Origin of the sequence: Nocardia brasiliensis (genome assembly GCF_042691675.1) — a bacterium.
GTDB lineage: Bacteria > Actinomycetota > Actinomycetes > Mycobacteriales > Mycobacteriaceae > Nocardia > Nocardia brasiliensis_D.
Genome location: NZ_CP170507.1, coordinates 4,035,063 through 4,061,706 on the forward strand (window position 1 = coordinate 4,035,063; position 26,644 = coordinate 4,061,706).

A 26,644-nucleotide genomic window follows, 5' to 3' on the forward strand; every position below is an offset into this window, starting at 1 on the left:
TGACATAGTGATTCGATGAGTCGGCTTCGTGATATCGCCGCCCTCGCCAGTGTTCTCTGTGTCCTCGGCGCCACGGCATGTGGCGGTTCCTCGACTCCGGAGACATCGACGACTACTCAGCCTTCGTCGTCGCTCCCGGCGGCCATCCCGCCGATCGAGAATCCAGGTCAGGATCGAACCCTGCACCTCGAATTCGGCGGCAAGCAGCGCTCGTACGTGGTGCATACACCGCCGAGCTATGCCGACAGCACCTCGCTGCCGTTGGTCGTCGCGATGCATTCCTTTCCCGGCGACGCGGCACAGATCGCCACCACCACCGGGCTGAATGCCAAGGCGGACAAGGAGAACTTCCTCGTTGTCTATCCGGAGGGCTATTCCTCGGCCTACAACGCCTTGGTCTGTTGTGGCACGGAGGACGACGTCGGCTTCATCCGAACCGTCATCGCCGAAATGACCGCCCAGTGGAAGGCCGATCCCCGGCGCGTCTATGCCACCGGTATGTCCAATGGCGGCGACATGTCCTACAAGCTCGCCGTCGAACTGCCCGGCACCTTCGCCGCCATTGCTCCGGTCAGCGGTGGCTTCATCGGTGCGAAAGCGGCGGACGAATCCTACAAGCCATCGACCCCGGTTTCGGTGATCACCTTCCTCGGTGGCAAGGACCGCTATATCAGCCAGTTCGAAACGGGAATCACGCAGTGGCAGCGGCGACTTGCCTGCACGCCCACGGGCGCTCCCGCGTCATTGGCCCAGGGCATCACCTTGACGAAGGCGATGTGTGGCGACGGCAGCGAGGTCCACGTCTACCGTCTGCCGGAGATGGGTCACGGGTGGGCCGGTGCCGAGCAAGGCGTACTTTCCGAGCCGAACGCGGGGGTCGACGCGACCGATCTCCTGTGGGAGTTCTTCCAGACTCACCCGAAGTGATCACCGCTCGGTCTCCAGCAGGCGATGTGTGTGCGCGGCGGCCGCGGCTTCGGTTCGGGTGGCGACGCCGAGCTTGGTGAGAATGCGGGAGACATGGACGCCCGCGGTGTTGCCGCTGATGAAGAGTTCGGCGGCGATCTGACGGTTGCTCAATCCTTTGGCGACAAGGCGTAGCACGTCGAGCTCTCGCGGGGTGAGACCGAAAGTCGTCGGCCGCAAGGTGTTCGGTTCGGGTGTGACGCCGGAGAGGGAGAGTCCGGCTCGGTCGGCGATGCGGCGAACGGCCGCGGACAGGGGAGTGGCACCGAGCTCAGCTGCGATGTCGTCGGCTTCGCGCAGCGCCGTATGTGCCGCGGGTCGGTTGCCCACCGCCAGCTCGGTTTCGGCGCAGTAACGCAGGCTGAGCGCCAGCTCGTACGGTTGTCGCAGTGCACGCCACGCGGATACGGCGGCGTGCCAGCCAGCGGGATCGCCGGTCCGGCTAGCGGCGAAGGCGGCGTGCTGGGCCGTGTCGACAGCGGTGGTCACCGGCAGGGAAGCGGCGAGCTTGTCGAGGTCCACGGGTATTTCCGGGAGACGGGCAGCGAGGGCGAGCAGCGGCCAGACCTCGTGGTGGTGTGCGTCGAGATCGTCGGCGACCAGCGCCGTCACGGCAATGTCGGCCGCGCGCCGCGGTTGGTCCAGGGCGATGGCGCACTGCACGGCGCAGTTGGAGCTGGTACTGCCTCGCCCACGGCCCGTCGCTCAACAGCTCGGCCGCACTATCCGAACTGGTGCTCGCTGCCGTCGAATCACCCTGGGCCAGCACGATTCTGGCGTGCGTGAGCAGCAGGGCGGCCCTACTCAAGGGTGGCAGCTGCTCGGTGAGCGATTCATCGATGAGGTCGAGCGCTTCCGGCCACCGGCCGAGCGCGGTCAACGCCTGCGCCCATTTGACCAGCAGGATCGGGGCGGCTTCGACGAAGCGGAACGTTTCATGCGCCGCCCGTAGCCCCTGCTGTATCGCCGCGATCGCCGCGACATGATCACCCGCCGCGACGAGCACCGCCGACTCCCACAGCGCCACGGTGACCATCGTTTGCGGGTCGGCGGCGACCGTAGCGGCAGCGTGTGCCTTCTCGAAATGGGCTATGGCGGTAGCGGATCGGGCTGCGGTAGCCAGGCCGAGATAGGCGTAGGCGCGGGCGGCCAGGGACATGGCCCCGAGCTGCTCGGCCACCTCGACGGCGGCCAGCGCGTCGCGTTCGGCCGCGGCCGCGTCGCCGCCGAAGACGCGGGCGGCAGCGAGTTCGGCAAGCACCTCACCCCGCAACACGGTCGGCGGGTCCGCGGGCAGCAATGCCAACGCGTGCAGCAGATCGTCAGCACCCCCGCTGCTGCTGTGGTTCTTCAGCCCGGCTCGGTAGTGGAACAGACGCGCCGCGCGCTGCGGTGCGCTGCCGGTGTCGATCAGCAGCAGCGCCTCATTCGCCGCCGTGACGCCGCGCTCGACGATGCCGCTCTCGTAGCACGCCTCGACGACCTGCTCGAGCACATCGAGACGTTCGGTAGTTATCCGAGTCGCCGCATCCGGTACCCGATCCCAGAGTTCGAGCACGCGATCGAGATGCCGCAGTCGTTCACTGTGCGCTCCAACGGCTGCCGCGGTCGCGGCGGCGCTCCAGGATGCTTCCACAGCCAGCGGCAGATCGCCTGCGGCGTGCGCGTGATATGCCAGTTCGCCCGTGTGCTGGCCATCAGGCGTCGTGTGCAGTGCCTGGGAAAGCCTGGCGTGCAGTCGCTTCCGCTCGATCGGCAGCAGGTGGTCGTATACGGCGTCGCGAATCAGGCTGTGCCGGAACTCGTATCCGGTGTCGTGCACGACGAGCACCTGCCGATCGTTCAGCTGACGCAGTGCGTGGTGCAGCGTGTCCTCGTCGAGTTCACTGGCCGACTCGAGCAACGCGTGCCGCACCGGCGATCCCGCGACCGCGGCGAGCCGGAGCAGTGCCTTCGCCTCCGGCGGTATTCCCGCCAGATAACCGAGTAGCAGCTCGGACAGGTCGGCCGGGGTCTCGTCGGGCGAGCTGCTGAGCGCCTCGACGAACAGTGGAATCCCTCTGCTGCGTTCGAAGATTCGCGCGATCGTCCCTGGCTCGGGTTCGCGCCCGAACAGTGCGGCGAGTTGCCTGCCCACCTCGTGCCGGGTCAGCGGCCGCGGAACCACCAGTCGCACACCGGGGTCGCGGCGCAGGCCCGCGACGAGATTGCGCATCGCCTCGGAGTCGGCCGGGCGGTAGGTGCCGACCAGCAGCAAGTCGCGCTGTGCCGCGTTGGCCACCAGAAAGGCGAGCAGTTCGCGGCTCGAGTCATCGGCCCAGTGCAGGTCCTCCAGCGCCACGACCACCGGCTGTCGCACCGCGAGCTGTTCGAGCACGGTGAGGATCTCGCCGAACAACCGGATCCGATCGGTGTCCGGTTCCGCCGAACCCGCGTGTGCCGCCAACTCGGGCAGCCACCGCGACAACGCCGGACGGCTGACCGGAAGCAGGGTGGCCACCCTGTCCACGCCGAGCTGCCGGACCAGCGCCCGCAGGACCGAGACGAAGGGTGCGAACGGCACCCCGTCGTTGCCGAATTCGGGACACCGACCGACCAGGATCACCGTGTCCCCGCTGAGCCGCGTGGTGAACTCGGCGACGAGCCGGGACTTGCCGAGCCCGGCCTCACCGGCGATCAGCACCGTGTGCACGTCCGGATCCTGGTAGGCGTCCCGCAGCGCCGACACTTCCGCGGCCCGTCCGACAAAGGGACCGCAGACGGGAAGGCTCACCACTCCGCGATCATGCCCGGACCGGACGGTTCATGCCAGTCCATGCGTCGGGTACGTAAAGCACAGGCTCGTGCGTAAAGACACAGGTTCGTGCGTAAAGACGTAATCCTGCCCAAGATAACGACTTCTCGTGATTCGCCGACCCCCTCGTTACCCGAAGTATTACTGGCATGACGAACAACGAGATCCGCCCCTTCCGCATCGAGATTCCGCAGGCCGACCTGGACGACCTGCGCGACCGGCTGGCCCGCACGCGCTGGATCGACGACCTCCTCGGCGTCGGCTGGGAGCGCGGCGTGCCGACCGCGTACCTGAAGGAACTCGCCGGCTACTGGGCGGACAAATTCGACTGGCGCGCGGTCGAAGCGGAGCTCAACAAATACCCGCAGTTCACCACCACCATCGACGGCCAGAACATGCACTTCCTGCACATCCGCTCCGCCGAAGCCGATGCCACCCCGCTGCTCCTGCTGCACGGCTGGCCGAGTTCGGTGGTCGACTTCCTCGATGTGATCGGCCCGCTCACCGACCCCAAGGCGCACGGCGCCGCCGACGCACCCGCCTTCCACCTGGTGATTCCGTCGCTGCCCGGGCACGGTTTCGCCGGACCGGTCACCGAGACCGGCTGGCACGACGGCCGAGTCGCGGCCGCGCTGGCCGAGCTGATGGCGCGGCTCGACTACGACCGCTACGGCGTGCAGGGCGGCGACCACGGTGCGTTCATTGCCCCGCAACTCGGCCGGGCGGACAGCGACCATGTGCTCGGCGTGCACGTCAACGCGCTGGTCACCTTCCCGACCGGCGATCCGGCCGATATGGCCGCGCTGACCGACGCGGAAAAGCAGCGGCTCGGCCGGATGAAGCAGTTCCAGGACGACGGCGCGGCCTACATGAACCTGAAGGGGTCGCGGCCGAACACCATCGCGCAGTTGGTGGCCGATTCACCGGCCGGGCAGCTCGGCTGGATCGTGGAGAAGTACAAGGAGTGGGTCGACCAGGCGCACGAGCTCCCCGAGCAGGCGATCGACAAGGACCGGATCTTGGCCAACGTCAGCGTCTACTGGTTCACCGACACCGCGCGCAGCGTGGCGAACTACTACTACGAGCGCTTCCACGACGCGAGCATGTTCGCGCCGGAACCGAAGGGCACCGTGCCGACCGGCGTCGCGGTCTTCAAGGACGGCGACTACGCCATCCGCCGCTTCGCTGAAAAGGCGCACAACATCACCCACTGGTCGGAGTTCTACTCCGGCGGTCACTTCCCCGCCCTCGAGGTCCCCGACCTCCTGGTAGGCGACGTGCGCGAATTCTTCCGCACTCTGATCTGACACCGGTGCGTGGCACACCGTGGCGGTCCTTCTCGGAATGCCCGCCACCGTGTGCCACTCAGCTGGCTTAGTCCAGACCGATCAGTCGGGTGAGGATGGTTGCCGCCATGGCCGCTGGGTCGCCGTCGTCGGGACGTAGGACGAGCTCGGCCTCGGTGGGGGCCTCGTAGGGGTCGTCGATGCCGGTGAAACCGCGGATCTCTCCGGCGCGGGCCTTGGCGTACATGCCCTTCGGGTCGCGGGATTCGCAGAGTTCCAAGGGGGTGTCGACGAAGACCTCGACGAACGGGATGCCTGCCGCCGAATGGGCCGCACGGACCCGGTCGCGGTCGGCGCGGTACGGGCTGATCAGCGAAACCACCGCCACCACACCGGCTTCGGCGAACAGGCGGGCGACTTCGCCGACGCGGCGGACGTTCTCGACCCGGTCGGCGGCGCTGAAACCGAGGTCGGCGTTGAGTCCGTGGCGCAGATTGTCGCCGTCGAGCAGGAAAGCGGGACGGCCCGCGGCGACCAGGCGTCGTTCGAGTTCCACCGCGACGGTGGACTTTCCGGAACCGGAGAGTCCGGTCAGCCAGACGGTGAGGCCGCGGGTCGCCCGCTCGTCCCGGCCGACGGCGGTGGAATGCCAGACGACGCGTGACGAGGGGAGACTCGGACCGGTGATCATGCCCGCGCCGACGGTGTTGTTGGTGGTGTCGTCGACCAGGATGAAGCTGCCGGTGAATCGGTTCCGGCGGTACGGGTCGAACAGCAGTGGCTGGCGGGTGCGCAGTTGGACACGACCTATTTCGTTGAGCGACAACGATTCCGCGTGTTCGTCACGATGCAGCGTGTTGACATCCAGCCGGTAGTCCAGGGTCCGCACCTCGACCGTGGCGGTGCGGGTGGTGTGCCGGATGATGTAGGTGCTGCCGGGGGTGAGCTGTGACTCGTCGGCGAACCAGCAGACCATCGCGTCGAGATCACGCCCGGCGGTCGGGCGGTTGTTCGGGCGGCAGATCATGTCGCCGCGCGCGACGTCGAGGTCATCGGCGAGCTGGATGGTCACCGCCTGCGGCGGAAAGGCTTCCGCGACCGGAGTGCCGCCCGGACCCCAGATCGCCTCGACTGTTGTGGTGAATCCCGAAGGCAGCACCGCGACTTCGTCACCCGGCTTGAACACCCCGCCCGCCACCGTGCCCGCGTAGCCGCGGAAATCCTGTGCGTGCCTGCGGGTCACATATTGCACCGGGAACCGCGCGTCGATCAGGTTGCGGTCGGAGGCGATGTGCACCTCTTCGAGATGGTGCAGCAGGGGAGTGCCCTCGTACCACGGCATGCTCGCGCCGCGGTGCACAATGTTCTCACCGTCCAGCGCGGACATCGGGACGAAGGTCAGGTCATAGATGTCGAGTTTCGAGGCGAACTGCGCGAATTCCGTGCGGATCTCCTCGAACCTGGCCTGTGACCAGTCGACCAGATCCATCTTGTTGACGCACAGCACCAGGTGCGGAATGCCGAGCAGGCTGGCGAGGAACGCGTGCCTGCGGGTCTGCTCCACCACGCCCTTGCGCGCATCGACCAGGATCAGCGCGAGGTCGGCGGTGGACGCGCCGGTCACCATGTTCCTGGTGTACTGAATGTGGCCAGGAGTGTCGGCGATGATGAATTTCCGTCGGGGCGTGGCGAAATAGCGGTGCGCCACGTCGATGGTGATGCCCTGTTCGCGTTCGGCGCGCAGTCCGTCGGTGAGCAGGGCCAGGTTCGGATAGTCGTCGCCACGGTCGCGGCTGGTCCGCTCCACCGCGGCGAGCTGGTCGGTGAAGATCGTCTTGGAGTCGAAGAGCAGGCGGCCGATGAGGGTGGATTTGCCGTCGTCGACGCTGCCCGCGGTGGCGAGGCGCAGCAGAGTTGCGGTCATCAGAAGTAGCCCTCTCGTTTGCGATCTTCCATGCCCGCCTCGGAGATTCGATCGTCGGCGCGGGTGGCGCCACGCTCGGTCACCCGGGCCGCGGCCACCTCCAGGACCACTTCGGCGGGGGTGGCGGCGGTCGATTCGACGCAGCCGGTGCAGGTGGCGTCGCCGACCGTGCGGAACCGCACCGTCGTCTCCTGTGGTTGCTCGCCGTCGAGAAGCTGCAGGAAGCGCGTGTGCGCCAACAACATCCCGTCGCGCTGCACCACCGGACGGCGGTGCGCGTAGTAGAGCGGCGGCAGTTCGATGCCCTCGGCAGCGATATAGGTCCAGATGTCGAGCTCGGTCCAGTTCGACAGCGGGAAGACCCGAATGTGTTCGCCCGCACGGTGTCTGCCGTTGTAGAGATTCCACAGCTCGGGTCGCTGGCTACGCGGATCCCACTGGCCGTACTCGTCCCGGAAGCTGAACACCCGCTCCTTGGCGCGCGCCTTCTCCTCGTCGCGCCGCGCGCCGCCGAAGACCGCGTCGAACGAACCCTCCTGGATAGCGCGCAGCAGCGTGGTGGTCTGCAGCCGGTTGCGCGAGGCGCGCGGGCCGGTCTCCTCGACGACCCGTCCGGCGTCGATATCGTCCTGTACCTTGCCGACCACCAGCCGCAGCCCGAACCGTGCGACCGTCTCGTCGCGGTAGGCGATCACCTCGTCGAAGTTGTGCCCGGTATCGATGTGCAGCACCGGGAACGGCAGCGGCGCGGGCCAGAAGGCCTTGGCCGCCAGATGCAGCATCACCACCGAGTCCTTGCCGCCGGAGAACAGCAACACCGGGCGTTCGAATGTTGCGGCTACTTCACGGAATATGTGTACCGATTCGGCTTCGAGCGCGTCCAGATGAGGTAGCTCGTATGTACTACCCGTCGACTTCGCGTACTGGCTCACACGGCAAAACTAGAACACGTTTCGATTGTTGGCAATGGGTGTGCTTCACGGCTGTGGTCGCTGTCCACCCGACGCGGCCGTCACCGCATCCGCCGCGGCGACGAGCGCTGTTCCGCGCCTGTCGATTTCGGCGCCGGTGATGGACGCGCCGACGTACATGGTCAGCACCATGTTCTGCCTGCCGTCGCCGCCGTACGTCGGCGCGGCGAGCAGACTGACCGGGTGCTCCTTACGCGGCCGCAGATCCGTGCCGAGATACACCCGCTCGCCGAGGCTCGTGACCAGCTCACCGACCAGTTCACGCAGCTCGTCGGGCAAATCGCGGGCGGCGAAACCCGCCAGCATCGAGTACAGGCGCCGCCCGGCGGAGGTGAGGCTTTCCACGAGATAGCCGCGCTCGCGGCATTCGGCGACCACCTGCCGCAATCGCGCCTCGTCCTGCTGTAGTGGCACCGTCGGGGGCTTGGCCAGCCAGGCGTCGAACGCGGCGTCGGTGTCCCACAGCACGTACATCAGGCCGACGGGCGGCGCGAAGTGATAGGCCGCGCCGACCTTGACCATGCCCGGGCCGGTGCTTTCCAGCACCATGATCTGCTCGCCGACCACGGCGGACGCGGTGCAGGTGGTGCGGTATCGGGCGGTGAGTTTCTCCAGCTCGGTGCGGGCGAGCGCGGATATCGCGAAGCTGTCCTGGGCGACTCGGCCCGCCGCGATCAGTGCGGGTCCGAGGCCGTAGGTCAGCGTGTCGGCGTCGCGCACCAGGTAGCCGCCTGCGGTCAGCTCGGTCAGGATGCCGAGGCAGGTCGGTTTCGCCAGGTCGAGCGCCCGCGCGAGCTCGGACAGGCCGAACCGCTTGCCTCGCTGCTCGACGAAGTAATCCAGTACCTGCACCACCCGCACGGTGGGTGCGGATCGACGGTCGACCATTGACCACTCCTAGAACACGTTCTAATCTTGCCTCAGATGAAATGTACCAGAGTGGTACATATTTGGAACACTCAACGGAGAGCCTTTTGCTGACACAGCCGTTCGCGGACGCCATCGCCGCCGCCGAGCAGATCATCACCGGGGCCGCGCACATCCGCACCGAACAGGACCTCGTCGAGGGCTACGACTACCTGGCGGGCAGTATCCGGGCGGCCCTGCAGATGGCGTGGGCCTACGAGCGGGACTTCCCGTTCTTCGTTCAGTCCACAGGGCCGTACACGAAGATGGGCCTGGACAACCCGGATACGCTCTACTACCACTCGTATCTGCGCCCGGATGCCGAGTATGTGGTCACCGGAAAGCGCGGCACCACAAGGGATCTGAGCTTCCAGGTGCTGAACGGCAACTACTCGCCGGTGGAGGTGCCCGACAGCCTCACCGCCTTCGACGACCGCTCGCTGGAAGTAGGTCCGGACGGGTCTTATGAGCTCCGGCTCGGTCCCGGCGAAGCGCGCCCGGGGTACGTACACCTCGCCGCCGACTCGGCCATGCTGGTGGTCCGCGAGGTCTACAGCGACTGGGCCGCCGAAAAGCCGGGCACCATCCGGATCGCCCGGGTCGACGGGATCGGTGCCGCGCCACCGCCGCTGACGAAGGACCTGCTGACCAAGAGGTACGGCGTGGCCGGCAAGATGCTGATCTCCCGGCTGAAAACCTTCCTGGCGTTCCCGGAATGGTTCTATCTGAACCTGCCGGTGAACACGATGACCGAACCCAGGTCCACCCCGGGCGGTCTCACCACCCAGTTCTCCTCGGCGGGCCATTACGAGCTGGCCGACGATCAGGCGATGATCATCACGGTGCCGAAATCCGATGCGCCGTACCAGGGCTTCCAGCTCGGCAGCATGTGGTACCTGTCGCTGGACTACATCAACCACCAGACCAGCCTCACCGCCGACCAAGCGCGGGTGGACCCCGACGGCATGATCCGGCTGGTGGTCAGCGAGCGAAATCCCGGTCTGGCCAACTGGATCGAACGCACCGGGCATGCCCGCGGGTATCTCCAGTTCCGCTGGCAGCGGCTCTCCCGCGAGATGAAGCCCGAGGACGGGCCGACGGTCGAGGTGGTGCCGGTAGCCGAACTGCCGCACCGGCTTCCGTTCTACGACCAGGCCGGGGTCACGCCGGAAGAATGGCGCGCACGAATCGCGGTGCGGCAGGCCGCGGTCGCGGAGAGGATGCTCGGCTGATGTTGTTGCAGGACAAAGTCGTCGTGGTCTCCGGCGTGGGCCCCGGACTCGGCCGAGCCATCGCGGTGCGGAGCGCGCAGGCGGGCGCCGACGTGGTGCTCGCGTCGCGCACCGAATCGCGACTCACCGAGGTGGCCAAGGAAATCGCCGAGCTCGGCAGGCGCGCGGTGGTGGTGCCGACCGACATCAACGACGAGGCCGCCGCCGCGAATCTGGTCGAGACCGCGCAGCGCGCGTTCGGCCGGGTGGACACGCTGGTGAACAACGCGTTCGCGATCCCGCCGATCATGGACCTCGCCGACGTCGACCTGGACCAGGTGCGCGCCGGTTTCGAGACCAATGTGCTGGCAGCTCTGCGGTTGACGCGGCTGTTCATTCCCGCGCTCGCCGAGTCCAAGGGTTCGGTGGTGATGATCAACTCGGCGGTGCTGCGGCATTCCCGGCGCACCTTCGGGCCGTACAAGATGGCCAAGGCGAGCCTGCTCGCGCTGGCGCAGAGCTTGGCCACCGAGCTCGGACCGCGCGGCATCCGGGTCAATACCATTGCCCCCGGCTACATCTGGGCCGACAACTTGAAGTGGTACTTCAACTATCTGGCCGAGCAGCGCGGCATTACCGCCGACGAGGTCTATGCCGAGACGGCGAAGACCATCGACCTGCGCAAGCTGCCCGAACCCGACGAGATCGCCGACGCGGTCGTGTTCTTCGCGTCGTCCATGGCGCGCGCGATCACCGGGGCCTGCCTGGATGTCAACGGCGGCGAATACCACCACTGAACGGGTGCGGTTGTCGCGCACCACGATGGAGGAGATGAAGTGATCGGTAGGGACGATGTCGGGACCATCGACGACCTGCACGTGTCGGCGACCAAGGTCGTCGGGCTGGACGATTTCGGTGCCGACGACTACCGCACGGGGCTCGAGGTATTGCTCGAGTCCTATGCCAAGGACGCGGAGCTGACGCCGTTCGGCAACAAGGTGAACCGCGCGTTCCTGCGCGGGGCGCTGATCGCGCGGTTGCTGAGTGAGGCCGCGTGGCAACGCTTTCCGGAACACGCCGAAGTGGCGATCGAGCGGCCGATCTTCGTGACCGGGCTGCCGCGTTCGGGCACGACAGCGGTACACCGGCTGCTCAACGCCGACCCGGGGCACCAAGGCTTGGAGATGTGGCTGACCGAAATGCCACAGCCACGGCCGCCGCGGGAGACCTGGGCGAGCAACCCGGTGTACCAGCGGATCGAGGCCGCGTTCGAGAAGCATCACGTGGAGCATCCCGAATTCATGGGTGTGCACCATATTTCGGCCGACCAGGTGGAGGAGTGCTGGCAGTTGCTCCGGCAGTCGGCCATGTCGGTGTCCTACGAGTGCCTCGCCTATCTGCCCGGCTACTCCGAGTGGCTGCGCGAGCAGGACTGGACCGCCGCCTATCGCAGGCACCGGCGCAACCTCCAGCTGATCGGCCTGCCCGACGCGGGACGACGCTGGGTACTGAAGAACCCGAGCCATTTGTTCGCCCTCGACGCCATTTTCGAGGTCTATCCGGACGCGCTCGTCATCCAGATGCACCGCGACCCGCGCACCATCATCGCCTCGGTATGCAGTCTCAACGAGCAGGCCTCGGCGGGCTGGTCGGACAAGTTCCGTGGACCGGTGGTCGGCGCCAGCCAACTGGACCTGTGGGCCCGCGGCGCCGATCGTTTCCTGGCAGACCGCAAGCGCCACAATGCCGCCCAATTCTGCGACGTCGACTACGACGACTTCATCGCCGACCCGATCGGTACCGTCGCATCGATCTACCGGCACTTCGATCTGCCGTTGACCGAGGAGGCGACGTCGGCGATGACGTCACTGCACGCGGAAAGCACCTCCGGCGCAGCACGTCCCGCGCACCGGTACACCCTCGCCGACTTCGGTCTCACTGCCGAACAGGTCGACGAACGTTTCGAGGAATACCGGGAGGCATACTTTCCGGATCGGTGACCGGCATCGTCAGGGCAATGGCGGCAGCGTTTCCGATCACTCAGGAAGAACTCACGGCTGGCCGGGCTTCAGGACGATGAACAGGCCGTTGGCTTCGGCGCAGAGGCGGTCGCCGTCGTGCAGGGTGGCGCGGACGTAGACCTTGCGGCCCTCTTGGCGTTCGGCCCAGGCGCGGACCCGGAGTTCGGTGTTGAGCGGGGTGATGGAGCGGTAGTCGATGGTGAGCGACGCGGTCCTGGTCACCGCGCCCGCGTGCACTGCCGCGGCCATGCCGAGCAGGTCGTCGAAGCCGACGGCGATCTGGCCGCCGTGGGCGGCATTGTTGCCGCCGAGGTGGAAGGTGCGGAAAGTGATGCGGGCGTCGACACCGTCGCGGTCGGCGTGGTCGATCAGGAACGGTGGCAGCGTGATGTTGCCGCGGGCGGGCAGGTCGTGGCGGGTCCAGGTGGGCGTCGACCACTCGTCGACGATCGCGGCGTCCAATTTGTCGTTGAGCTGCTTGAGCAGGCCGATCGTCTCCACCGCGAGCTCGTCCGACGGGGAGGCGAGGCGGGCGCGATCCATCAGTCCGCGTACCTGCTCGACGAACTCGCCGTAATGCGGACCGCCGCGGGTGATGTCGACGTTCTGTTCTTGCGCGTTGATCAGCTCGCTCATCGGCCGGAACGCGCCCTCGTGATGCTCCTCGCTCGGCAGCGAGTCACCGGCCTGCTGTTCGTTCATGCGGAACACGTTATAGGTTGCCCACCGAATGCTCGCGGCGCGGGCCGACTTGGCGGGTCGGCGGGTCGGGTCGGAATCGTCCGGGTTGGCCTAGGGTGGTTCACGATCATCAATCGGGTATCCAGGGGGGAACGAGAAGGTGGGTGGCGTCGGCTCGATCGACGTCGGCCACGAACGCAATGACCGGTCCGGCTGGCGAAAGGCTTTGGGTAGATGGGTATTACGGCGGTTGTCTTCGACATGGACGGCGTACTGATCGACTCCGAGCCGGTATGGGAGCGGGTACGGCGGGACTATGTCGCCGAGCGCGGCGGTAAGTGGCTGCCCGATGCTCAGCAACGGTTGATGGGCATGAGTACCCGGGAATGGTCGGAGTACCTGAGCACCGATCTCGGTGTCGATGAACCGCCGGACACGGTGGCGCGCGAGGTGATCGACCGGATGGCCGCACACTACGACCGCGACGTCCCGCTGCTGCCGGGCGCGATCGACGCCGTGCAGCGGATGAGCGAGAAATGGCCGCTCGGCGTGGCCAGCTCGTCGCCGCGGGCACTGATCGACGTCGTCCTCGGCCGCACCGGACTGATCGAATTCTTCAACGTCACCTTCTCGACCGAAGAGGTCGACCGCGGCAAACCGGCTCCCGACGTCTACGTCGCCGTGGCCGCTTTCCTCCGCCAACGCCCCACCGAGTGTGCCGCGGTAGAGGATTCGAGCAACGGCCTCCGCTCCGCCCATGCCGCGGGCATGCGCGTCATCGCCGCCCCCCGCCCCGAATACCCACCCGCCCCCGACGCCCTGGCCCTCGCCGCCCACATCATCAACGACCTCCACGAACTAACCCCCACCCTCGTCACCGACCCCGCCTGACCCCATCGAACGGGACCTACCCGCGCCGAACCTCGGGTACCCACTCCGTCACGTCCCGCTCGGCGACGGCCCCAGGTCGGTCGGTGCGGCCAACGGGACCTGGCTGCGCCGAATCCCGAGTGACCGCTCCGTCATGTCCCGCTCGGCGACGGCCCTAGGTCGGGTGGTGAGGTGAACGGGGCGTGGCTGCGCCGAATCCCGAGTGACCGCTCCGTCATGTCCCGCTTGGTGACCGCCCTAGGTCGGGCGGTGCGGCGAACGGGACGTGGCTGCGTGGGGGTGTGAGCGGCCTGTTTGTCATGTCCCGTTCGGTGTGGGGTGGGGGTGGTAGGAGGTGAGGAGGGTTCGGGCGGCGGCGGGGAGGTCGGTGTCGAGCCAGTCGGGGAGGGTGGGGGCGTGGGCGTGGTGGCGGAGGGCGGCGTAGGGGAGGTCGACTACGGCTCGGCTGACGGCGTCGATTTCGCGCGCGTCCGCGCGGCCGAACAGGGCGGTGGCGATGCGGCGGAGGTGTTCGAAGACGGGGGCGTTCATGGTGGCGAGGCGGGCGCGGAAGTCCTCGTCGGGGCCGCCGTCGAGCAGGTCGCTGGGGCGCAGGTTGAGCAGAAGTCTTGCGTCGTCGGGTAATTCGCGGCCGAACGTCAGGGCGGCGCGCACCATCGCGACGCCGGCCTCGACCGGGTCGGGGTGCTCGGCGGCGGCCAGGGCGCCCGCCTGGAAACGTTCGAGTGCGCGCAGCCAGGCGGCGGTCAGCACGCCGTTGCGATTGCCGAAGCGGTGGTACAGCGTGCCGACCGGCGCGCCGCTGGCCTCGGCGATGGCCGCCACACTGGCGGCCCGCGGGCCGTCGGCGAGCACCAGGGTGCGCGCTGCGTCGAGGATCACGTCGGTGTCGTGCTTGCGGGGAGGCGCCATTTACTAGTACGTTCCTTCTATATGGAGCGTCTATCCTATATTGATGAGCATGCCAGATCCGTCGACGCGAATCGCGACCGGGCCTGGAAGGCAGTATTGAAAGTCGTCTGCAAGGACCCGGCGGATCCGTCCACCGTGCCGTCCGGCTTCGTGCTGGATTCCGCGGCGGCACCCGCCCGGTTGGCATTGAAAGGGCGACACTGGTTTTCGGAGTATGCGTTGATCTTCGAACTCGATGACGAAGGCCCGAGCCGAACCCGGGTCCGGGCCAAGTCCTTGGCGAATTTCCCTGGCCTGCACGGCAAGATCTACCGTGCCCTGGTCATCGGCACCGGCGCCCACAAGTTCGTGGTCCGCGGGATGCTGCGTCGTATCGCGGCCGCGGCATGATCCCCGGACTGGTCTGGGGCGCCACCGCCGCCGAGCGGGAAGACCCACTGCCGTGCGACGAGCTGCAACCCGAAGGCGTGCAGGCGGATCGAGCCATCAGCATCGACGCTCCGTACGGCCTGGTCTATGCCTGGCTGTGCCAACTGCGGGTGGCCCCATACAGTTACGACATCCTCGATCGCTGGGGTCGCCCCAGCCCACGGCATCGCGACCCCCAGCTCGCCGAACTCCAAGTCGGACAACGTTTCATGGGGCAGTTCGACCTGGTCTCCTTCGCGCTGAGCCAGCACATCACCCTGGTGGCCGGGAAGATCTGCGTCACCTATGCGGTGCGTCCCGAGGGAGCGGGTACGCGGCTGGTCGTCCGGGTGCGGATGGGCGGGCCGCGGATCCTCGGCCGTCTGCTGGCCCTCGGCGATCTCGTCATGATGCGCAAGCAACTGCTGACACTGAAGGAACTGGCCGAAGCCGAGGACCGCGCCGAGCCGCGAGACGAGTTCGAACTGCGGCAATAGGGTCGACGCGGCGAAGAACGTGTCGCGCGGCACCCCGCGCCGGGTCTGCCTCGTGTCTTCCCTCGGCGATCCAGCATGATCTGCGCATGGCGAAAGATGTTCAGCTCGGCGAGGTCCGGACTTGGTATGACGAAACGGGCGACGGCGATCCGGTGCTGTTGTTGCACGGCGGGTTCGTGGACTCACGGTCGTTCGAGCCGGCTGTCGCCGGACTGGCCGAGAATTTCCGCGTCTACCGCATGGACCGGCGTGGTCACGGCCGCACCCCTGATGTCGAAGGGCCGATCTCCTACGACCTGATGGCGCAGGACACCATCGCTTTTCTGGACAAGGTGGTCGGCGGTTCCGCGCACCTGGTCGGCTACAGCGACGGCGCGATCGTCGCCTTGCTGGTCGCGATTCGGCGGCCGGATCTGGTGCGCAAGCTCGTCTCGATCAGCGGCAACTTCCATCACGACGGCCTGTTGCCCGGCGTACTGGACGGCTTCACGCACGAGGAACCCATGCGGCGCTTGGCCGCCCGCTACGGCGAGGTGTCACCGGACGGTGCGGAGCACTTCGGTGTCGTCGCCGACAAGCTGATCCGGATGGCGCGGGCCGAACCGACGCTGACCGTCGAGGAACTCGGCGGTATCACCAGCCGGACCCTGGTCATCGCCGCCGACGACGACGCGATGAGCCTCGAACACACGATCGCCCTCTACCGAGCGATCCCGAATTCCGAGCTCGCCATCGTTCCGGGCACGTCCCACCTGCTGGTCGTGGAAAAGCCGGCCGAGGTGTACCGCCTCGTCGGGATCTTCCTCACCACCGACGCGACACAAACCTTTCAACCCATCCGCCGCGCCTGAGCCGAGCGTGTCCTGCCGCCGAATCGAACGTATCGGTCCGGTGGCAGGACTCGAGCCGCGCTTGCGCAGGCAAGACATTTCGGCAAACTATGTGCTAACGGCGGCTGTGTCGGTCAGGTGACCGGTCATGCTGAGGGGCATGGACTTCATGAAACCAGCCGAACAGCTGCTCGCGCAGGTCGCGGCTCGGTTCGGCTCTGCGGAAGCGTTCCTCGACAAGTTGGCCGAAGTCCGGGCGGCCGGTGAGGACGACACCATCGAGATGCCGCGAGTCACCGGAAGTTTGCCAACGATCTACTGAACCGTCTTATCCACCGTTGGATCGAATTTCACCAGCGACGGATGCCCTACGCGCGGATGTGGCCGCGCGATCGAGCAGCAGCGCCCGTTCGGCTTTATTGCCGGTCAATTCCGCGGCGCGGGTGAACTCGGCACGCGCCTCCGCGTAGCGATCCAGCTGGACGAGTAGATCCCCACGCACGGCGTAGCGCAGATGGTAGGTATCCAGCGCCCCCGCGGTCACCAGCGCGTCGACGAGGTCGAGACCCGCGGCGGGGCCGTGCACCTTGCTCACCGCCACCGCACGATTCAATTCGACGATCGGCGACGGAAAGCGTTCGGCGAGAACCGCGTACAGCCCGGCGATGCGCCGCCAATCGGTATCGCCCGGCGTCGCCGCCATGGCGTGCACGGCGGCGATCGCCGCCTGCAACGCGTAGCTGCCCGGTGGCAAAGAACGGTCCCGTGCGACGGCATTGGCGCGACCGAGCGCCGCCAATCCGCGCCGGATCAGCAACCGGTCCCATCGTGACCTGTTCTGGTCGGCAAGCAGCACAACATCATTCGCGGGCCCGGTCCGTGCGGGCAGCCGCGACGCCTGTAGTTCCAGCAGCGCGACCAGCCCGTGCACCTCGGGTTCGGTGGGCAGCAGTTCGGCGAGTATGCGGCCGAGCCGCAGTGCGTCCTGGCACAGCTCGAAGCGGATCCAATCGTGGCCCGTGGTCGCCGCGTATCCCTCGTTGAAGATCAGATAGACGACGGCGAGGACCGAGTTCAGCCGCTCGGGCAGTTCATCGCTGCCCGGGACCTCGTAGGGCACCCGCTTCGCGGCGATGGTTCGTTTGGCGCGGACGATGCGTTGCGCCACCGTCGATTCGGTGACAACGAAGGCACGGGCGATCTCCTCGGTGGTCAGGCCGCCGAGTAGCCGCAAGGTTAGCGCTACCCGCGCCTGCTCCGGCAACACCGGATGGCACGCGGTGAACATCATCCGCAGCAGATCGTCCTCGACGGCATTGTCCGGTTCCGGCGAGTCCGGTTGCTCGGTCACCAGTTCATGACCTAGTTCTGCCAGCTTGCGGGCGAACGTCTGATTGCGGCGGATCCGATCGATCGCCCGGTGCTTGGCGGTGAGCATCAGCCAGCCGCCGGGATTCGGCGGCACCCCGTCGCGCGGCCACTGTTCCAGCGCCGCGACCAACGCGTCCTGCGCCAGTTCCTCGGCGGCGTCGATATCGCCGACGACGCGGGTGAGCCCCGCGACCAGCCTGGGCCATTCCATCCGCCACACCGTCTCCACGGCGTGGCGGGCCTGCTCGGCCGACTGGTCCGGGCTCATCCGTCGTCCCCGATCAGGCCGGTTCGGCGATCTGCCGGATCTCGACCTCGATATTCCACTCCGGCCCGTGCACCGCGAGGAAGCGTGCGGACCATTCCACGGCTTCTTCCTTCGACTTCGTCTGCAGGATGCAGTATCCGCCGACGACCTCCTTGGACTCGGTGAACGGGCCGTCGATCACGGTTTGCTTGCCGCCGGTCTGGGTGATCTTGGTGGCCTCGGTGATCGGGCGCAGGCCGTTGGTGTCCAGCAGCACGCCCGCCTTGGTCATTTCCTCGATCACCTTGCCCACTTGCTCGATCAGTGCCGCGTCCGGCTCCGGCGCGGTGGCCGGGTCGACATGGATCAACATCAGGTAGCGCATCTGGCGTCCTTTGCTCGTCGTCGTGCGGATCGTCCGACCCTCACCTCACTGCATCGAACGGCCACCCGCCGAATCGACACCTCGGCCGAAATTTTCCCCGAAGACTTTCCGCGGGATACACGGCTAGGTGGGCCAGGCGGGGCGGGTGTGGGCGGCGCGGGCGGTCCAGCGGCCGTCGTAGCGGACTTCGACGGGGTGGGCGAAGGCGGTGGTGACGGTGTCGGTGGTGAGGGTTTCGCGGGCGGGGCCCGCGGCGACGGTGTGGCCGTCGGCGATGAGCAGGGCGTGAGTGGTGGTGCTCGGGAGTTCCTCGAGGTGGTGGGTGACCAGGACCGAGGCGACCTCGGGGTGGGTGTCGCCGAGGGTGTCGATGGTTTCCAGGAGTTGTTCGCGGGCGGCGAGGTCCAGGCCGGTGGAGGGTTCGTCGAACAGCAGCAGCCGGGGCTCGGCGATGAGGGCGCGGGCGATCAGGGTGCGACCGCGCTCGCCCTGGGACAGCGTCGGCCAGGTGTTGTCGGCCTTGCCGGTGAGGCCGACGGTGTCGATCATCGCGTCGGCGCGGGCGAGTTGGTCCGCCGTGGGGGACCAGCGCATCGGGGTATCGATGGTGGCGGTCAGGCCGGTCAGCACGACCTCGCGGATCGTCAAGGGATAACGCAGCGGATGGCGCGGGTTCACATGGCCGATGGAGCGGCGCAGGCGTTGCAGTTCGACCCGGCCGAGCTGTTCGCCGAGCACGCGCACCGTGCCCGAGGTGGGGAACGTGACGGCGCCGCAGAAGCCGAGCAGCGTGCTCTTGCCCGCGCCGTTCGGCCCGAGCAGCGCCCAGTGTTCGCCCGCGTGCACGGTCAGCGAGATGCCGTTGATGATCTTCTTGCCCTCGCGGCGGAACGTCACGTCCGTCAGTTCGAGTACCGGCGCGCCGGTCATGTGAATGCCTCCTGCAGGGTCGTCAGCTGGGAGCGGCTGAATTCGGCTGCGGCCGTGGCGTTTCGGGTGGCGATCGCGTCGACGAGTAGCTCGTGTGCGGCATGATCGGCGGCCTCGGACGGGACCGGTCGGATCTTGAGCATGTCGATCATCGCGAGCCGGAGCCGGGGGAGGAAGCTGTCGAAGAGTTGGGTCAGCACCTCGTTGTGCGCGGCGACGAGCACGGTGCGATGAAAGGCCATGTCCGCATCCACATGGTCGGCGATCGGTTCGCCGTGTGCCTCGCGTGCCGCCAGTGCGCGGCGCAGGGCACGCAGGTCGGCGGGGGTGCGGCGCCGCGCGGCCAGCGCGGCGGCCTCCGCCTCGATGGCGATACGGGCCTCGATCACCGAGGCGATGGTGGCCCGGCGCAGCACGACATCCCAGTCATCGGTCGTGTCCAGCGCCGTGACGAATACGCCCGCACCCTGGCGGCTGTCCAGCACGCCCTTGCCCGCCAGCTCGCGGATCGCCTCACGCAGCGTCGAACGGCCGACACCGAGCTGTGCGGCGAGCGTCGTCTCGCCCGGAAGGCGATGGCCCAGCGGCCATTCACCTGCCTTGATGCGGGCCAGCAGTAGCTCGGCCGCCTGCGCTGCCAACGGGTGGCGCCGTACCTGCGAAACCATCGCAACCTCTCTACTTGTCTGAGGAGTTGTGTATAGTCTAGCCATCATGCGCACCATGCTTCTGCTTAGCCGCCACGGCGGGGCCTGAACGACCGGCCCCCCGCCGTGGGGCTTTGCCGTGGCCGGTCACCGTTCTTTCGTGACGGCCGAACGGCCAGAAAGCAGACCCGAGCATGTCCTTCCCGACCATCAACACTCCCAAGGGCGAGATTCCCGGCAGCGCACCGGCGTGGAACCGGCAGCGGCACTCCCAGATGCCGTCGCACCGCTACCGTTCCGTCTACGACCGGGTGGAAGTGCCGCTCACCCAGCGCGATTGGCCCGCAGCACGGATCACCGAGGCGCCCCTGTGGGTGCCGGTCGACCTGCGCGACGGCAACCAGGCCCTCGCCGAACCCATGGACCCCGAGCGCAAGCGGCGCTTCTTCGAACTGATGGTGGCCATGGGCTACAAGGAGATCGAGGTCGGCTACCCGTCCGCCTCGCGCACCGACTACGACTTCGTCCGCCTTATCGCCGACACCGGCCTGGCGCCCGACGACGTGGCCATCGTCGTATTCACGCCCGCGCGAACGGATCTCATCGAGCGCACCGTCGAATCGGTCCGCGGTTTGCCCAACGTGGTCGTCCATATGTACGCCGCGACCGCCCCCACCTGGCGAAACACGGTGCTGGGCAAGGACAGGGCCGCACTGCGGGAACTGATCCTCGCCGGTGGCCACCGGCAACGTCGATATCGCCACCCTCGCGCTGAATCTGCATGCGCAGGGCGTGGATCCGATGATCGATTTCTCGGACATCGACGAGATCCGCCGGACCGTCGAATACTGCACCCGCATGCCGGTCCACGAACGCCACCCGTACGTGGGCGATCTGGTGCACACCGCGTTCTCCGGCACCCACCAGGACGCGATCAACAAGGGTATGACGGCGCATCGCGCCCGGGCCGCGCGAACGGGAATTCCCGAACGCCAGCTGGATTGGCAGGTGCCGTACCTGCCGATCGACCCGGCCGACATCGGCCGCGCCTACGATGCCGTCGTCCGGGTGAACTCGCAGTCGGGCAAGGGCGGCATCGCGTACCTGCTGAAGACGGAGTTCGGCATCGACCTGCCGCGACACCTGCAGATCGACTTCGCCAGGCACGTCCAAGCGCACACCGACGCCACCGGAAGGGAGATCACCGCCGCCGAACTGCGCACCCTGTTCGAGGCCGTCTACCCCGCCATCCGGACACCCTGACGAGCGCGGCATCTTCGGGCAAAACGCCCGGGGCCCCGGGCGTCCGTGCGAAGGTAAGCGGCGTGGCGCGGTACGTGACAGGAAACCTCCCCGCCGAAGTGACCAGCTTCGTCGGGCGGGACCGCGAAGTGGCCGCCGCCAGGAAACTGCTGTCCAGCACGCGATTGCTCACCCTCACCGGGCCGGGCGGGGTCGGCAAGACCCGGCTGGCCCGGCGGGTGGGCGACGCGGTGCGGCGGGCCTTTCCGGACGGTGTGTGGCTGGTCGAGGTGGCGCACGTCAACGACGGGGAGCTGGTGGCGCTGAGCGTCGCGCAGGCGCTCGGTCTGCGCGACGACACCAGCGCCCCGCTGGCGAGCCTCACCGATTACCTCGGCGGCAAACACCTGCTGCTGGTCCTCGACAATTGTGAGCACCTCGTCGACGCCTGCGCCGCCCTGGTCGACCGGCTGATCGCCAGCACACCCGACGTGCGAGTGCTGGCGACCAGCCGGGAGCCACTGGGCGTGCTGGGGGAGCAGGTCCTGCCGGTGGCGCCGCTGCCGGTACCCGAAAGCGACGAGGAATCGGGCACGCTCGACGTGACCGAGACCGCGGCGCTGCGGCTGCTGATCGACCGGGCCACCGCCGCGAACCCCGAATTCCAGGTCACCGCCGCCAATCTCGGCGCGCTCGCGGCAATTTGTCTTCGCTTGGAAGGCATTCCGCTGGCGCTGGAATTGGCGGCGCTGCGGCTGCGCGCCTTCACACCGGCCCAGGTGCTGGACCGGCTGGACGACACCATGCGCCTGCTCACCACCGGTCTGCGCACCGCACCGGAACGGCAGCAGACCCTGGAAGCAGCCATCCGCTGGAGTTATGACCTGTGCACGCAGGACGAACAGCACCTATGGGAACAACTGGCGGTGTTCGCGGGCGGGTTCGACCTGGCCGCCGCCGAGGCGGTGTGCGTGATCGATCCGCCCGGCGCGCTGGTCGACGCACTCACCGGTCTGGTGGACAAGTCGGTGCTCGGTCATCGCGCCGACAGCGACGGCGCAGGTCGCTACACCATGCTGGAGCCGTTGCGGCAGTTCGCGCTGGCCCGCCTCATCGCGCACGGCGACGAGCACGCGGTCCGACTCCGGCACCGCGACCACTACTATCGGGTCGCGCGGCGGGGGCGCACCGAGTACTGGGGCGACGCGGACGTCGCCTGGTTCCGCGACGTCACCCGCGAACACGCGAATCTTCGTGCGGCCCTGCAATTCGCGCTCGCCGACCCGGACGGCGCGCACCGGGGGCTGCAGATCGCCTCCGAACTGCGGCCGTTCTGGGAGCACTACCGTTTCCTGCTGGAGGGCTACCGCTGGCTGCTGGACGCGCTCAGTAAGGATCTCGCGCACACCACCGATCGGGCACGGGCGCTGGCGGCCGCCTCCGCCATTGCCGCGATGTTGTCGGACACCGTGTCGGCCAACGAGTACCTGCGCGAATGCGTGGCTATAGCAACAGAATTGGCCGCCGCGGAGGCACTGGTGGAGGCGACGCTGCTGGCGGCGGTGCTGGCGTTCGCCGAGTCCGATCCGGTGCGTGCGCTCGAGCTCGCCGAGGACGCCGCGCAGCAAGCTCGCGCGTGCGGGCACCACGGTGCGGAGATGGAAAGCCTCGCGTTCGCGTACGTGTGCGCGATGGTGCTCGCGGACCCTCGCGCGGGGACGCTGGCCGAGCAATTTCTGGTCAAATCCACCGAGCACGGTTCGCATCTGCTCGGTGGCCTCGCCTCCTGGGCGGTCGGGACCAACCATTGGCGAAACGGCGACGAGGACAAGGCAATCCGGGAGCTGCGCCGCGCGGTCGAGCTACTGGCGCTGTTCGATCGCTGCGTCTGGACGGCGTCGGCCTTCGACGGGCTCGCCTGGGCGGCGGCCGCCTGCGGCGAACACCACCGGGCCGCGCGGTTGATGGGAGCCGCGGCGACGGTGCGGCGCGGCAGTACCCAGCGGCTGGCGCACGCGATGACCGACGCGGTCGGCGAGAAGGTTCGGCTCCAGGTGCGCAACATCCTGGGAGACAATGAGTTTCGCGCCGCATCCGACGCCGGTGCCGCCCTCACCCTGGACGAGGCGGTGCGCTACGCCCTCGGCACCGAGCAGCCACCGCCGCCCACATCGAAATCTGTTGCCGAAGACCAGCTAACCCGCCGGGAGAAGGACGTGGCACGGTTGGTCGCGGCGGGCTATAGCAACAAACGGATCGCCGCCGAGTTGGTCATCTCGATCCGTACCGCGGAGAGCCACGTCGACCATATTCTGACCAAGCTCGGGTTCACCTCGCGCGCCCAGGTCGCGGCCTGGGTCAGCAAGCATCCGCTCTGAGCAGGTCAATCGCCGGTGGCACCGTCGATGCGTTCACGCAGCAGGTCGGCATGCCCGTTGTGCCTGGCGTATTCCTCGATCATGTGCAGGTAGACCCAGCGCAGGTTGAACTGCAGGTCCGGCCGTCTGGGGTGGACGAAGATGTGGTCGAGGGGCAGGTCGGCCACCGCGGCGTCGGCCAGTTCGATCTCGCGCCGGTATGCCGCGAAATCGGTTGCGGCGTCGGCGCCTTCGGTGTCGAAGTCGCCGTCCGGGTCGTCTTCGCTGCCGTAGACGTACGGCACGTCTTCGGCAGCGGCGGCAAGGCGGAACCAACCGCGCTCCACCTCGGTCATGTGCCGAACCAACCCGTGCAGCGACAGCGTCGACGGTTCGGCGGACGGCTTGCGCAGCCGCTCGGCGTCGAGGCCCGCGCATTTCACCAGCAGTGTGTCACGGTGAAAGTCGAGCCAGCCCTGCAACATCTGCCGCTCGGCGGCGATCATCGGCGGGTCGGTTCGGGTGAGGTCGGGCGCGATCCAGGTCACGATCCGACTGTAACTCGACAAGGTCATCGACGGCTCGGCATTATTGCCCGGCTGGTCAGCGGCGGGTGAAACGCTTCGCCTTGTCTCCGTGCAGCTTCCCGGCGGGCAGTTTTCGTCCGCACAACACCAGCAGCAAGTCCTGGGCGGCGCCGGAAAGGATGTCGCCGGAGCCGTAGCTCCAGTCCATGTCGTCGGCGCGCAGCTCGAGGCCCTTCAGGTCGACCCCGAAGAACTTGACGTGCTTCGGATCGATGTCGCCGAGCACCAGGCGCAACCGATCCTCCGGCACCTTTCGGTCGAGTCCGAGAGCGACGGTGATGTCCAAGCCGTGAATGACGTCGTGACTCAACGCGCCGGTGAAGCCGCCGCCCGGCGGTTTCCAGGGATGGTCGACGTTGTCCCAGGGCGATTTCAGCAGGTCCTCGGCCGTGAGCCGAGCCGCGTCGGTGCGGGCGCTGCGATCGGACATCCGATTGAAACTGCCGCCGGCCCGCAGCATTTCGAGCGCGAAGCGCGGCAGGGACAGCCGGAACGGCAGGGTGATGTGCGCGACGACCTCACGCACCCGCCACCCGCTGCACAGCGTCGGCGCGTCCCAGCTCTCGGCGTCGAGCCCCGCCAGTAGCTCGGCCAGGTCCGTCCGTTCCGCCGCGATCGCCTTGCGCACCTCGGTCTCGGTCATCGTCTCTCCTCGCCGTGGATCATTCCTCCCCACGACCTGAGACGCCACCCAACGCGGAAATTCATCGCCGGACGGATCCGGCTGTTCGCTCAACGGGACACGACTGAGCGGGCTTTCGGCAGTTGCCGCGGCCATGTCCCGTTTTGGGGGCTAGACGGGGGTGAGAAAGGTGCCCGCGTGGAGGGTGGTGCCGAAGCCGGGGGCGAAGGTGCCGTATTCGTAGACGAGGTGGCCTGCGACGAGGGTGGCGGCGACGGCGCGGTCGTTGCGGTTGACCATGCGGTTCAGCCCGGCGATACCGGGAAACGGGGCTTCGGCATAGGCGGCACTGGAAGCGTCGAAGCCAGCGGGGTCGATGACGGCGATATCGGCACGGGCGCCCTCGCGCAGGCGGCCGGCGTCCAGGCCGTACCAGTCGGCCAATTCGCCGGTCAACCGGTGCACTGCGGCTTCGATCGACATGAACTTGCGCTGATGCACCCGTTCCAGCATGCGAAGGCCGAAGTTGTAGAAGGCCATATTGCGCAGGTGCGCACCGGAATCGGCGAACCCGACCTGGACGTTCGGGGAGGTTTGGAGTCGATCGAGCACATCATCCCGGTCGTTGGCGATGACGGTGCGCCAGCGTAGCTTCGCGCCGTGCGCGACCGCCAGGTCGAGCAGCGCGTCGGCGGGATGGATGCCACGCTCGTCGGCCACCTCGCCGAACGACTTCCCGACCACCTCGGCTTCCGGGCAGGAAACGATCTGCGCGTCGTAGAGGTCCCGATGCCACACGCGAGGCCCGTACTTCTTGGCGAGGTCCTTTCGGAATTGTCTGCGATAGGACTCGTCGGCCAGCAGTTCGCCGCGCTTCATCACATCGCGGATGTTCAGCGCCGCGACGCCGGAACCGAACTCCTCGAAGACGACCAGATCGACACCGTCGGCATACACCTCGAACGGCACCGGCAGGTGCTGCCACCGGAATTCGGCCCCGCCCACCGTGTTCGCGATCCACGCCGCCGTGGTCGCGGCGCGCGCTGTCGTGCGATCGGCCTTCACGTCCATGCCCGCGATCAGCGTGGTCTTGAGCGGCTTACGGAAGCGGCCCGCGCTCTCCGCGAAGTAGCGCGCGATCTCCAGCCGCGAGGTGAGATTCGGCGTGCTCTGATGGATCCGATTCCGTTGCCGCAGAATCTTGTTCAGCGCCGCGTACTCGCGCCAGCTGGCATAGGTGGACGGCAGCTGCCTGGTCGGGAACCGGACGCCCTCCAACTTGGAGAACGAACTGCGGATGGTGGAAAGGCCGAGGAACCCGGCATCGAGTGCGTCGGTGAGCATCTGCCGCATCCGCTTCAGCTCGTCGCCGGTCGGTTGCACCTGCGGATCCACCGCGCGACCCAACCCCATCACCGCGACGCGAATATCCGAATGCCCCAGCAGCGCCGCCACATTCGCACCGAGCGGACGCGAAGCGAGGGCGTCGGCATAGGCGCGCGGGCCGTCCCAGTTCTTGTGCTCCTTGACGGCCGAGTGCACCGCATCCCAGGGCAGCGCCTCGACCCTGGCGAACATGTCCGCACAATCGTCGGCGTCGGCATACACCGTGGACAGCGAGCAATTACCGATCACCACGGAGGTGACGCCGTGCCGCACCGACTCACCGAGGCCGGGATTGCCGAGCACTTCCGCGTCATAGTGGGTGTGCACGTCCAGCATGCCCGGAATGACCCACTTGTCCGTCGCGTCGATGGTCCGCGCGCCGTCCGGCAGCGGCTCGGCGCTGATCGCCACTACCTTGCCGTCCTTGATGCCGACATCGGCCGTGCGCGGTGCGGATCCTGCCCCGTCGAACACCGATCCACGGCGAATCACCACGTCATACGGGTGCATCTGCGCCCCTTCCGACAACCCACCGGTATCCAGTACTACCGGTAATGAGTACATGGTCGCAT

At 67.5% G+C, this 26,644-nt stretch carries 25 protein-coding genes and 1 pseudogene; 12 read left to right on the forward strand and 14 right to left on the reverse strand.

The features are described 5' to 3' along the window. The first annotated feature begins 15 nt into the window (after positions 1-15). The gene (locus tag ACFK0J_RS18625) at positions 16-927 is read left to right on the forward strand and encodes an alpha/beta hydrolase family esterase (protein ID WP_378741983.1); all 912 of its coding nucleotides are present in this window, start codon (positions 16-18) and stop codon (positions 925-927) included. Here ACFK0J_RS18625 and ACFK0J_RS18630 read toward each other — a convergent pair whose 3' ends face one another. After that, on the reverse strand, positions 928-1,488 hold the full coding sequence (locus ACFK0J_RS18630; RefSeq protein ID WP_378741985.1) for a response regulator transcription factor: 561 nt from the start codon (positions 1,486-1,488) through the stop codon (positions 928-930). Next, entirely contained in the window at positions 1,409-3,742 is a 2,334-nt protein-coding gene (locus ACFK0J_RS18635) for an ATP-binding protein (protein ID WP_378741987.1), read from the reverse strand. Before ACFK0J_RS18635 ends, ACFK0J_RS18630 begins: the two co-directional genes overlap by 80 nt. A gap of 167 nt (positions 3,743-3,909) precedes the next feature. Between ACFK0J_RS18635 and ACFK0J_RS18640 the strand changes: the two genes are divergently transcribed. Next, complete coding sequence (locus ACFK0J_RS18640; protein ID WP_378741989.1) at positions 3,910-5,067, forward strand: epoxide hydrolase family protein; 1,158 nt, start codon at positions 3,910-3,912, stop codon at positions 5,065-5,067. Between the two features lie 67 nt (positions 5,068-5,134). Here the strand turns inward: ACFK0J_RS18640 and cysC are convergent, their stop codons facing one another. From cysC to ACFK0J_RS18655, 3 genes are read right to left on the reverse strand one after another with little or no spacing between them, the layout of a single operon-like run. Next, positions 5,135-6,970 (reverse strand): adenylyl-sulfate kinase, encoded by a 1,836-nt coding sequence (gene cysC / locus ACFK0J_RS18645; RefSeq protein WP_378741992.1) that lies wholly within the window; start codon positions 6,968-6,970, stop codon positions 5,135-5,137. Further along, entirely contained in the window at positions 6,970-7,902 is a 933-nt protein-coding gene (gene cysD, locus ACFK0J_RS18650; protein WP_378741995.1) for a sulfate adenylyltransferase subunit CysD, read from the reverse strand. Before cysD ends, cysC begins: the two co-directional genes overlap by 1 nt. Before the next feature lie 45 nt (positions 7,903-7,947). Beyond that, a complete protein-coding gene (locus ACFK0J_RS18655) occupies positions 7,948-8,829 on the reverse strand; it encodes a helix-turn-helix domain-containing protein (RefSeq protein ID WP_378741998.1) in 882 nt (293 codons plus the stop codon). Between the two features lie 86 nt (positions 8,830-8,915). Here ACFK0J_RS18655 and ACFK0J_RS18660 point away from each other — a divergent pair, with 86 nt between their 5' ends. Genes ACFK0J_RS18660 through ACFK0J_RS18670 form a run of 3 tightly spaced genes read left to right on the forward strand, consistent with a single transcriptional unit; the run spans position 8,916 to position 12,058 of the window. After that, positions 8,916-10,079: a hypothetical protein gene (locus ACFK0J_RS18660; protein ID WP_378742000.1), complete on the forward strand. Its 1,164-nt coding sequence runs from the start codon at positions 8,916-8,918 to the stop codon at positions 10,077-10,079. Beyond that, entirely contained in the window at positions 10,079-10,855 is a 777-nt protein-coding gene (locus ACFK0J_RS18665) for an SDR family oxidoreductase (protein ID WP_378742002.1), read from the forward strand. Before ACFK0J_RS18660 ends, ACFK0J_RS18665 begins: the two co-directional genes overlap by 1 nt. 39 nt (positions 10,856-10,894) lie before the next feature. After that, positions 10,895-12,058 carry a sulfotransferase family protein gene (locus ACFK0J_RS18670; RefSeq protein WP_378742005.1) on the forward strand — a complete coding sequence of 388 codons (1,164 nt, stop codon included), beginning with the start codon at positions 10,895-10,897 and terminating at the stop codon, positions 12,056-12,058. Between the two features lie 51 nt (positions 12,059-12,109). Here the strand turns inward: ACFK0J_RS18670 and ACFK0J_RS18675 are convergent, their stop codons facing one another. Then, a complete protein-coding gene (locus tag ACFK0J_RS18675) occupies positions 12,110-12,781 on the reverse strand; it encodes a PaaI family thioesterase (protein WP_378742007.1) in 672 nt (223 codons plus the stop codon). 213 nt (positions 12,782-12,994) lie between these two features. Between ACFK0J_RS18675 and ACFK0J_RS18680 the strand changes: the two genes are divergently transcribed. Beyond that, entirely contained in the window at positions 12,995-13,651 is a 657-nt protein-coding gene (locus ACFK0J_RS18680) for an HAD family hydrolase (protein WP_378742009.1), read from the forward strand. Between the two features lie 297 nt (positions 13,652-13,948). Here the strand turns inward: ACFK0J_RS18680 and ACFK0J_RS18685 are convergent, their stop codons facing one another. After that, positions 13,949-14,563, reverse strand: a complete 615-nt coding sequence (locus ACFK0J_RS18685; protein WP_378742011.1) for a TetR/AcrR family transcriptional regulator — start codon at positions 14,561-14,563, stop codon at positions 13,949-13,951. Between the two features lie 21 nt (positions 14,564-14,584). On the opposite strand from ACFK0J_RS18685, the gene ACFK0J_RS18690 reads away from it, so the two are divergent. The 4 genes from ACFK0J_RS18690 to ACFK0J_RS18705 all read left to right on the forward strand — a co-directional run bounded on the left by ACFK0J_RS18690 (position 14,585) and on the right by ACFK0J_RS18705 (position 16,620). Then, a complete protein-coding gene (locus ACFK0J_RS18690; RefSeq protein ID WP_378742013.1) occupies positions 14,585-14,953 on the forward strand; it encodes a hypothetical protein in 369 nt (122 codons plus the stop codon). After that, on the forward strand, positions 14,950-15,468 hold the full coding sequence (locus tag ACFK0J_RS18695; protein ID WP_378742015.1) for a hypothetical protein: 519 nt from the start codon (positions 14,950-14,952) through the stop codon (positions 15,466-15,468). The genes ACFK0J_RS18690 and ACFK0J_RS18695 overlap by 4 nt, the downstream gene beginning before the upstream one ends. 86 nt (positions 15,469-15,554) lie before the next feature. After that, complete coding sequence (locus ACFK0J_RS18700) at positions 15,555-16,319, forward strand: alpha/beta fold hydrolase (protein ID WP_378742018.1); 765 nt, start codon at positions 15,555-15,557, stop codon at positions 16,317-16,319. A 139-nt stretch (positions 16,320-16,458) separates the two neighbouring features. After that, positions 16,459-16,620, forward strand: a complete 162-nt coding sequence (locus ACFK0J_RS18705) for a hypothetical protein (RefSeq protein ID WP_378742020.1) — start codon at positions 16,459-16,461, stop codon at positions 16,618-16,620. 6 nt (positions 16,621-16,626) lie between these two features. Here ACFK0J_RS18705 and ACFK0J_RS18710 read toward each other — a convergent pair whose 3' ends face one another. The 4 genes from ACFK0J_RS18710 to ACFK0J_RS18725 all read right to left on the reverse strand — a co-directional run bounded on the left by ACFK0J_RS18710 (position 16,627) and on the right by ACFK0J_RS18725 (position 19,899). Beyond that, a complete protein-coding gene (locus tag ACFK0J_RS18710) occupies positions 16,627-17,937 on the reverse strand; it encodes an RNA polymerase sigma factor (RefSeq protein ID WP_378742022.1) in 1,311 nt (436 codons plus the stop codon). 13 nt (positions 17,938-17,950) lie between these two features. After that, positions 17,951-18,301 (reverse strand): YciI family protein, encoded by a 351-nt coding sequence (locus tag ACFK0J_RS18715; RefSeq protein ID WP_378742024.1) that lies wholly within the window; start codon positions 18,299-18,301, stop codon positions 17,951-17,953. Positions 18,302-18,424: 123 nt separating this feature from the next. Continuing rightward, positions 18,425-19,231 carry an ABC transporter ATP-binding protein gene (locus ACFK0J_RS18720; protein WP_378742026.1) on the reverse strand — a complete coding sequence of 269 codons (807 nt, stop codon included), beginning with the start codon at positions 19,229-19,231 and terminating at the stop codon, positions 18,425-18,427. Beyond that, entirely contained in the window at positions 19,228-19,899 is a 672-nt protein-coding gene (locus ACFK0J_RS18725; protein ID WP_378742028.1) for a FadR/GntR family transcriptional regulator, read from the reverse strand. Before ACFK0J_RS18725 ends, ACFK0J_RS18720 begins: the two co-directional genes overlap by 4 nt. Positions 19,900-20,153: 254 nt before the next feature. Between ACFK0J_RS18725 and ACFK0J_RS18730 the strand changes: the two are divergent. After that, a pseudogene (locus ACFK0J_RS18730) lies at positions 20,154-21,120 on the forward strand (hypothetical protein); the annotation flags it as partial. Between the two features lie 83 nt (positions 21,121-21,203). Then, a complete protein-coding gene (locus ACFK0J_RS18735) occupies positions 21,204-23,498 on the forward strand; it encodes an ATP-binding protein (protein ID WP_378742030.1) in 2,295 nt (764 codons plus the stop codon). 5 nt (positions 23,499-23,503) lie between these two features. Here ACFK0J_RS18735 and ACFK0J_RS18740 read toward each other — a convergent pair whose 3' ends face one another. From ACFK0J_RS18740 to ACFK0J_RS18750, 3 genes are all read right to left on the reverse strand, one after another. Then, the gene (locus tag ACFK0J_RS18740; RefSeq protein WP_378742033.1) at positions 23,504-24,025 is read right to left on the reverse strand and encodes a DinB family protein; all 522 of its coding nucleotides are present in this window, start codon (positions 24,023-24,025) and stop codon (positions 23,504-23,506) included. 55 nt (positions 24,026-24,080) lie between these two features. Next, positions 24,081-24,707, reverse strand: coding sequence for a maleylpyruvate isomerase family mycothiol-dependent enzyme (locus tag ACFK0J_RS18745; RefSeq protein ID WP_378742035.1), 627 nt, complete (start codon positions 24,705-24,707; stop codon positions 24,081-24,083). Between the two features lie 150 nt (positions 24,708-24,857). Then, positions 24,858-26,582, reverse strand: a complete 1,725-nt coding sequence (locus ACFK0J_RS18750; protein WP_378742899.1) for an amidohydrolase family protein — start codon at positions 26,580-26,582, stop codon at positions 24,858-24,860. Positions 26,583-26,644: the final 62 nt, after the last annotated feature.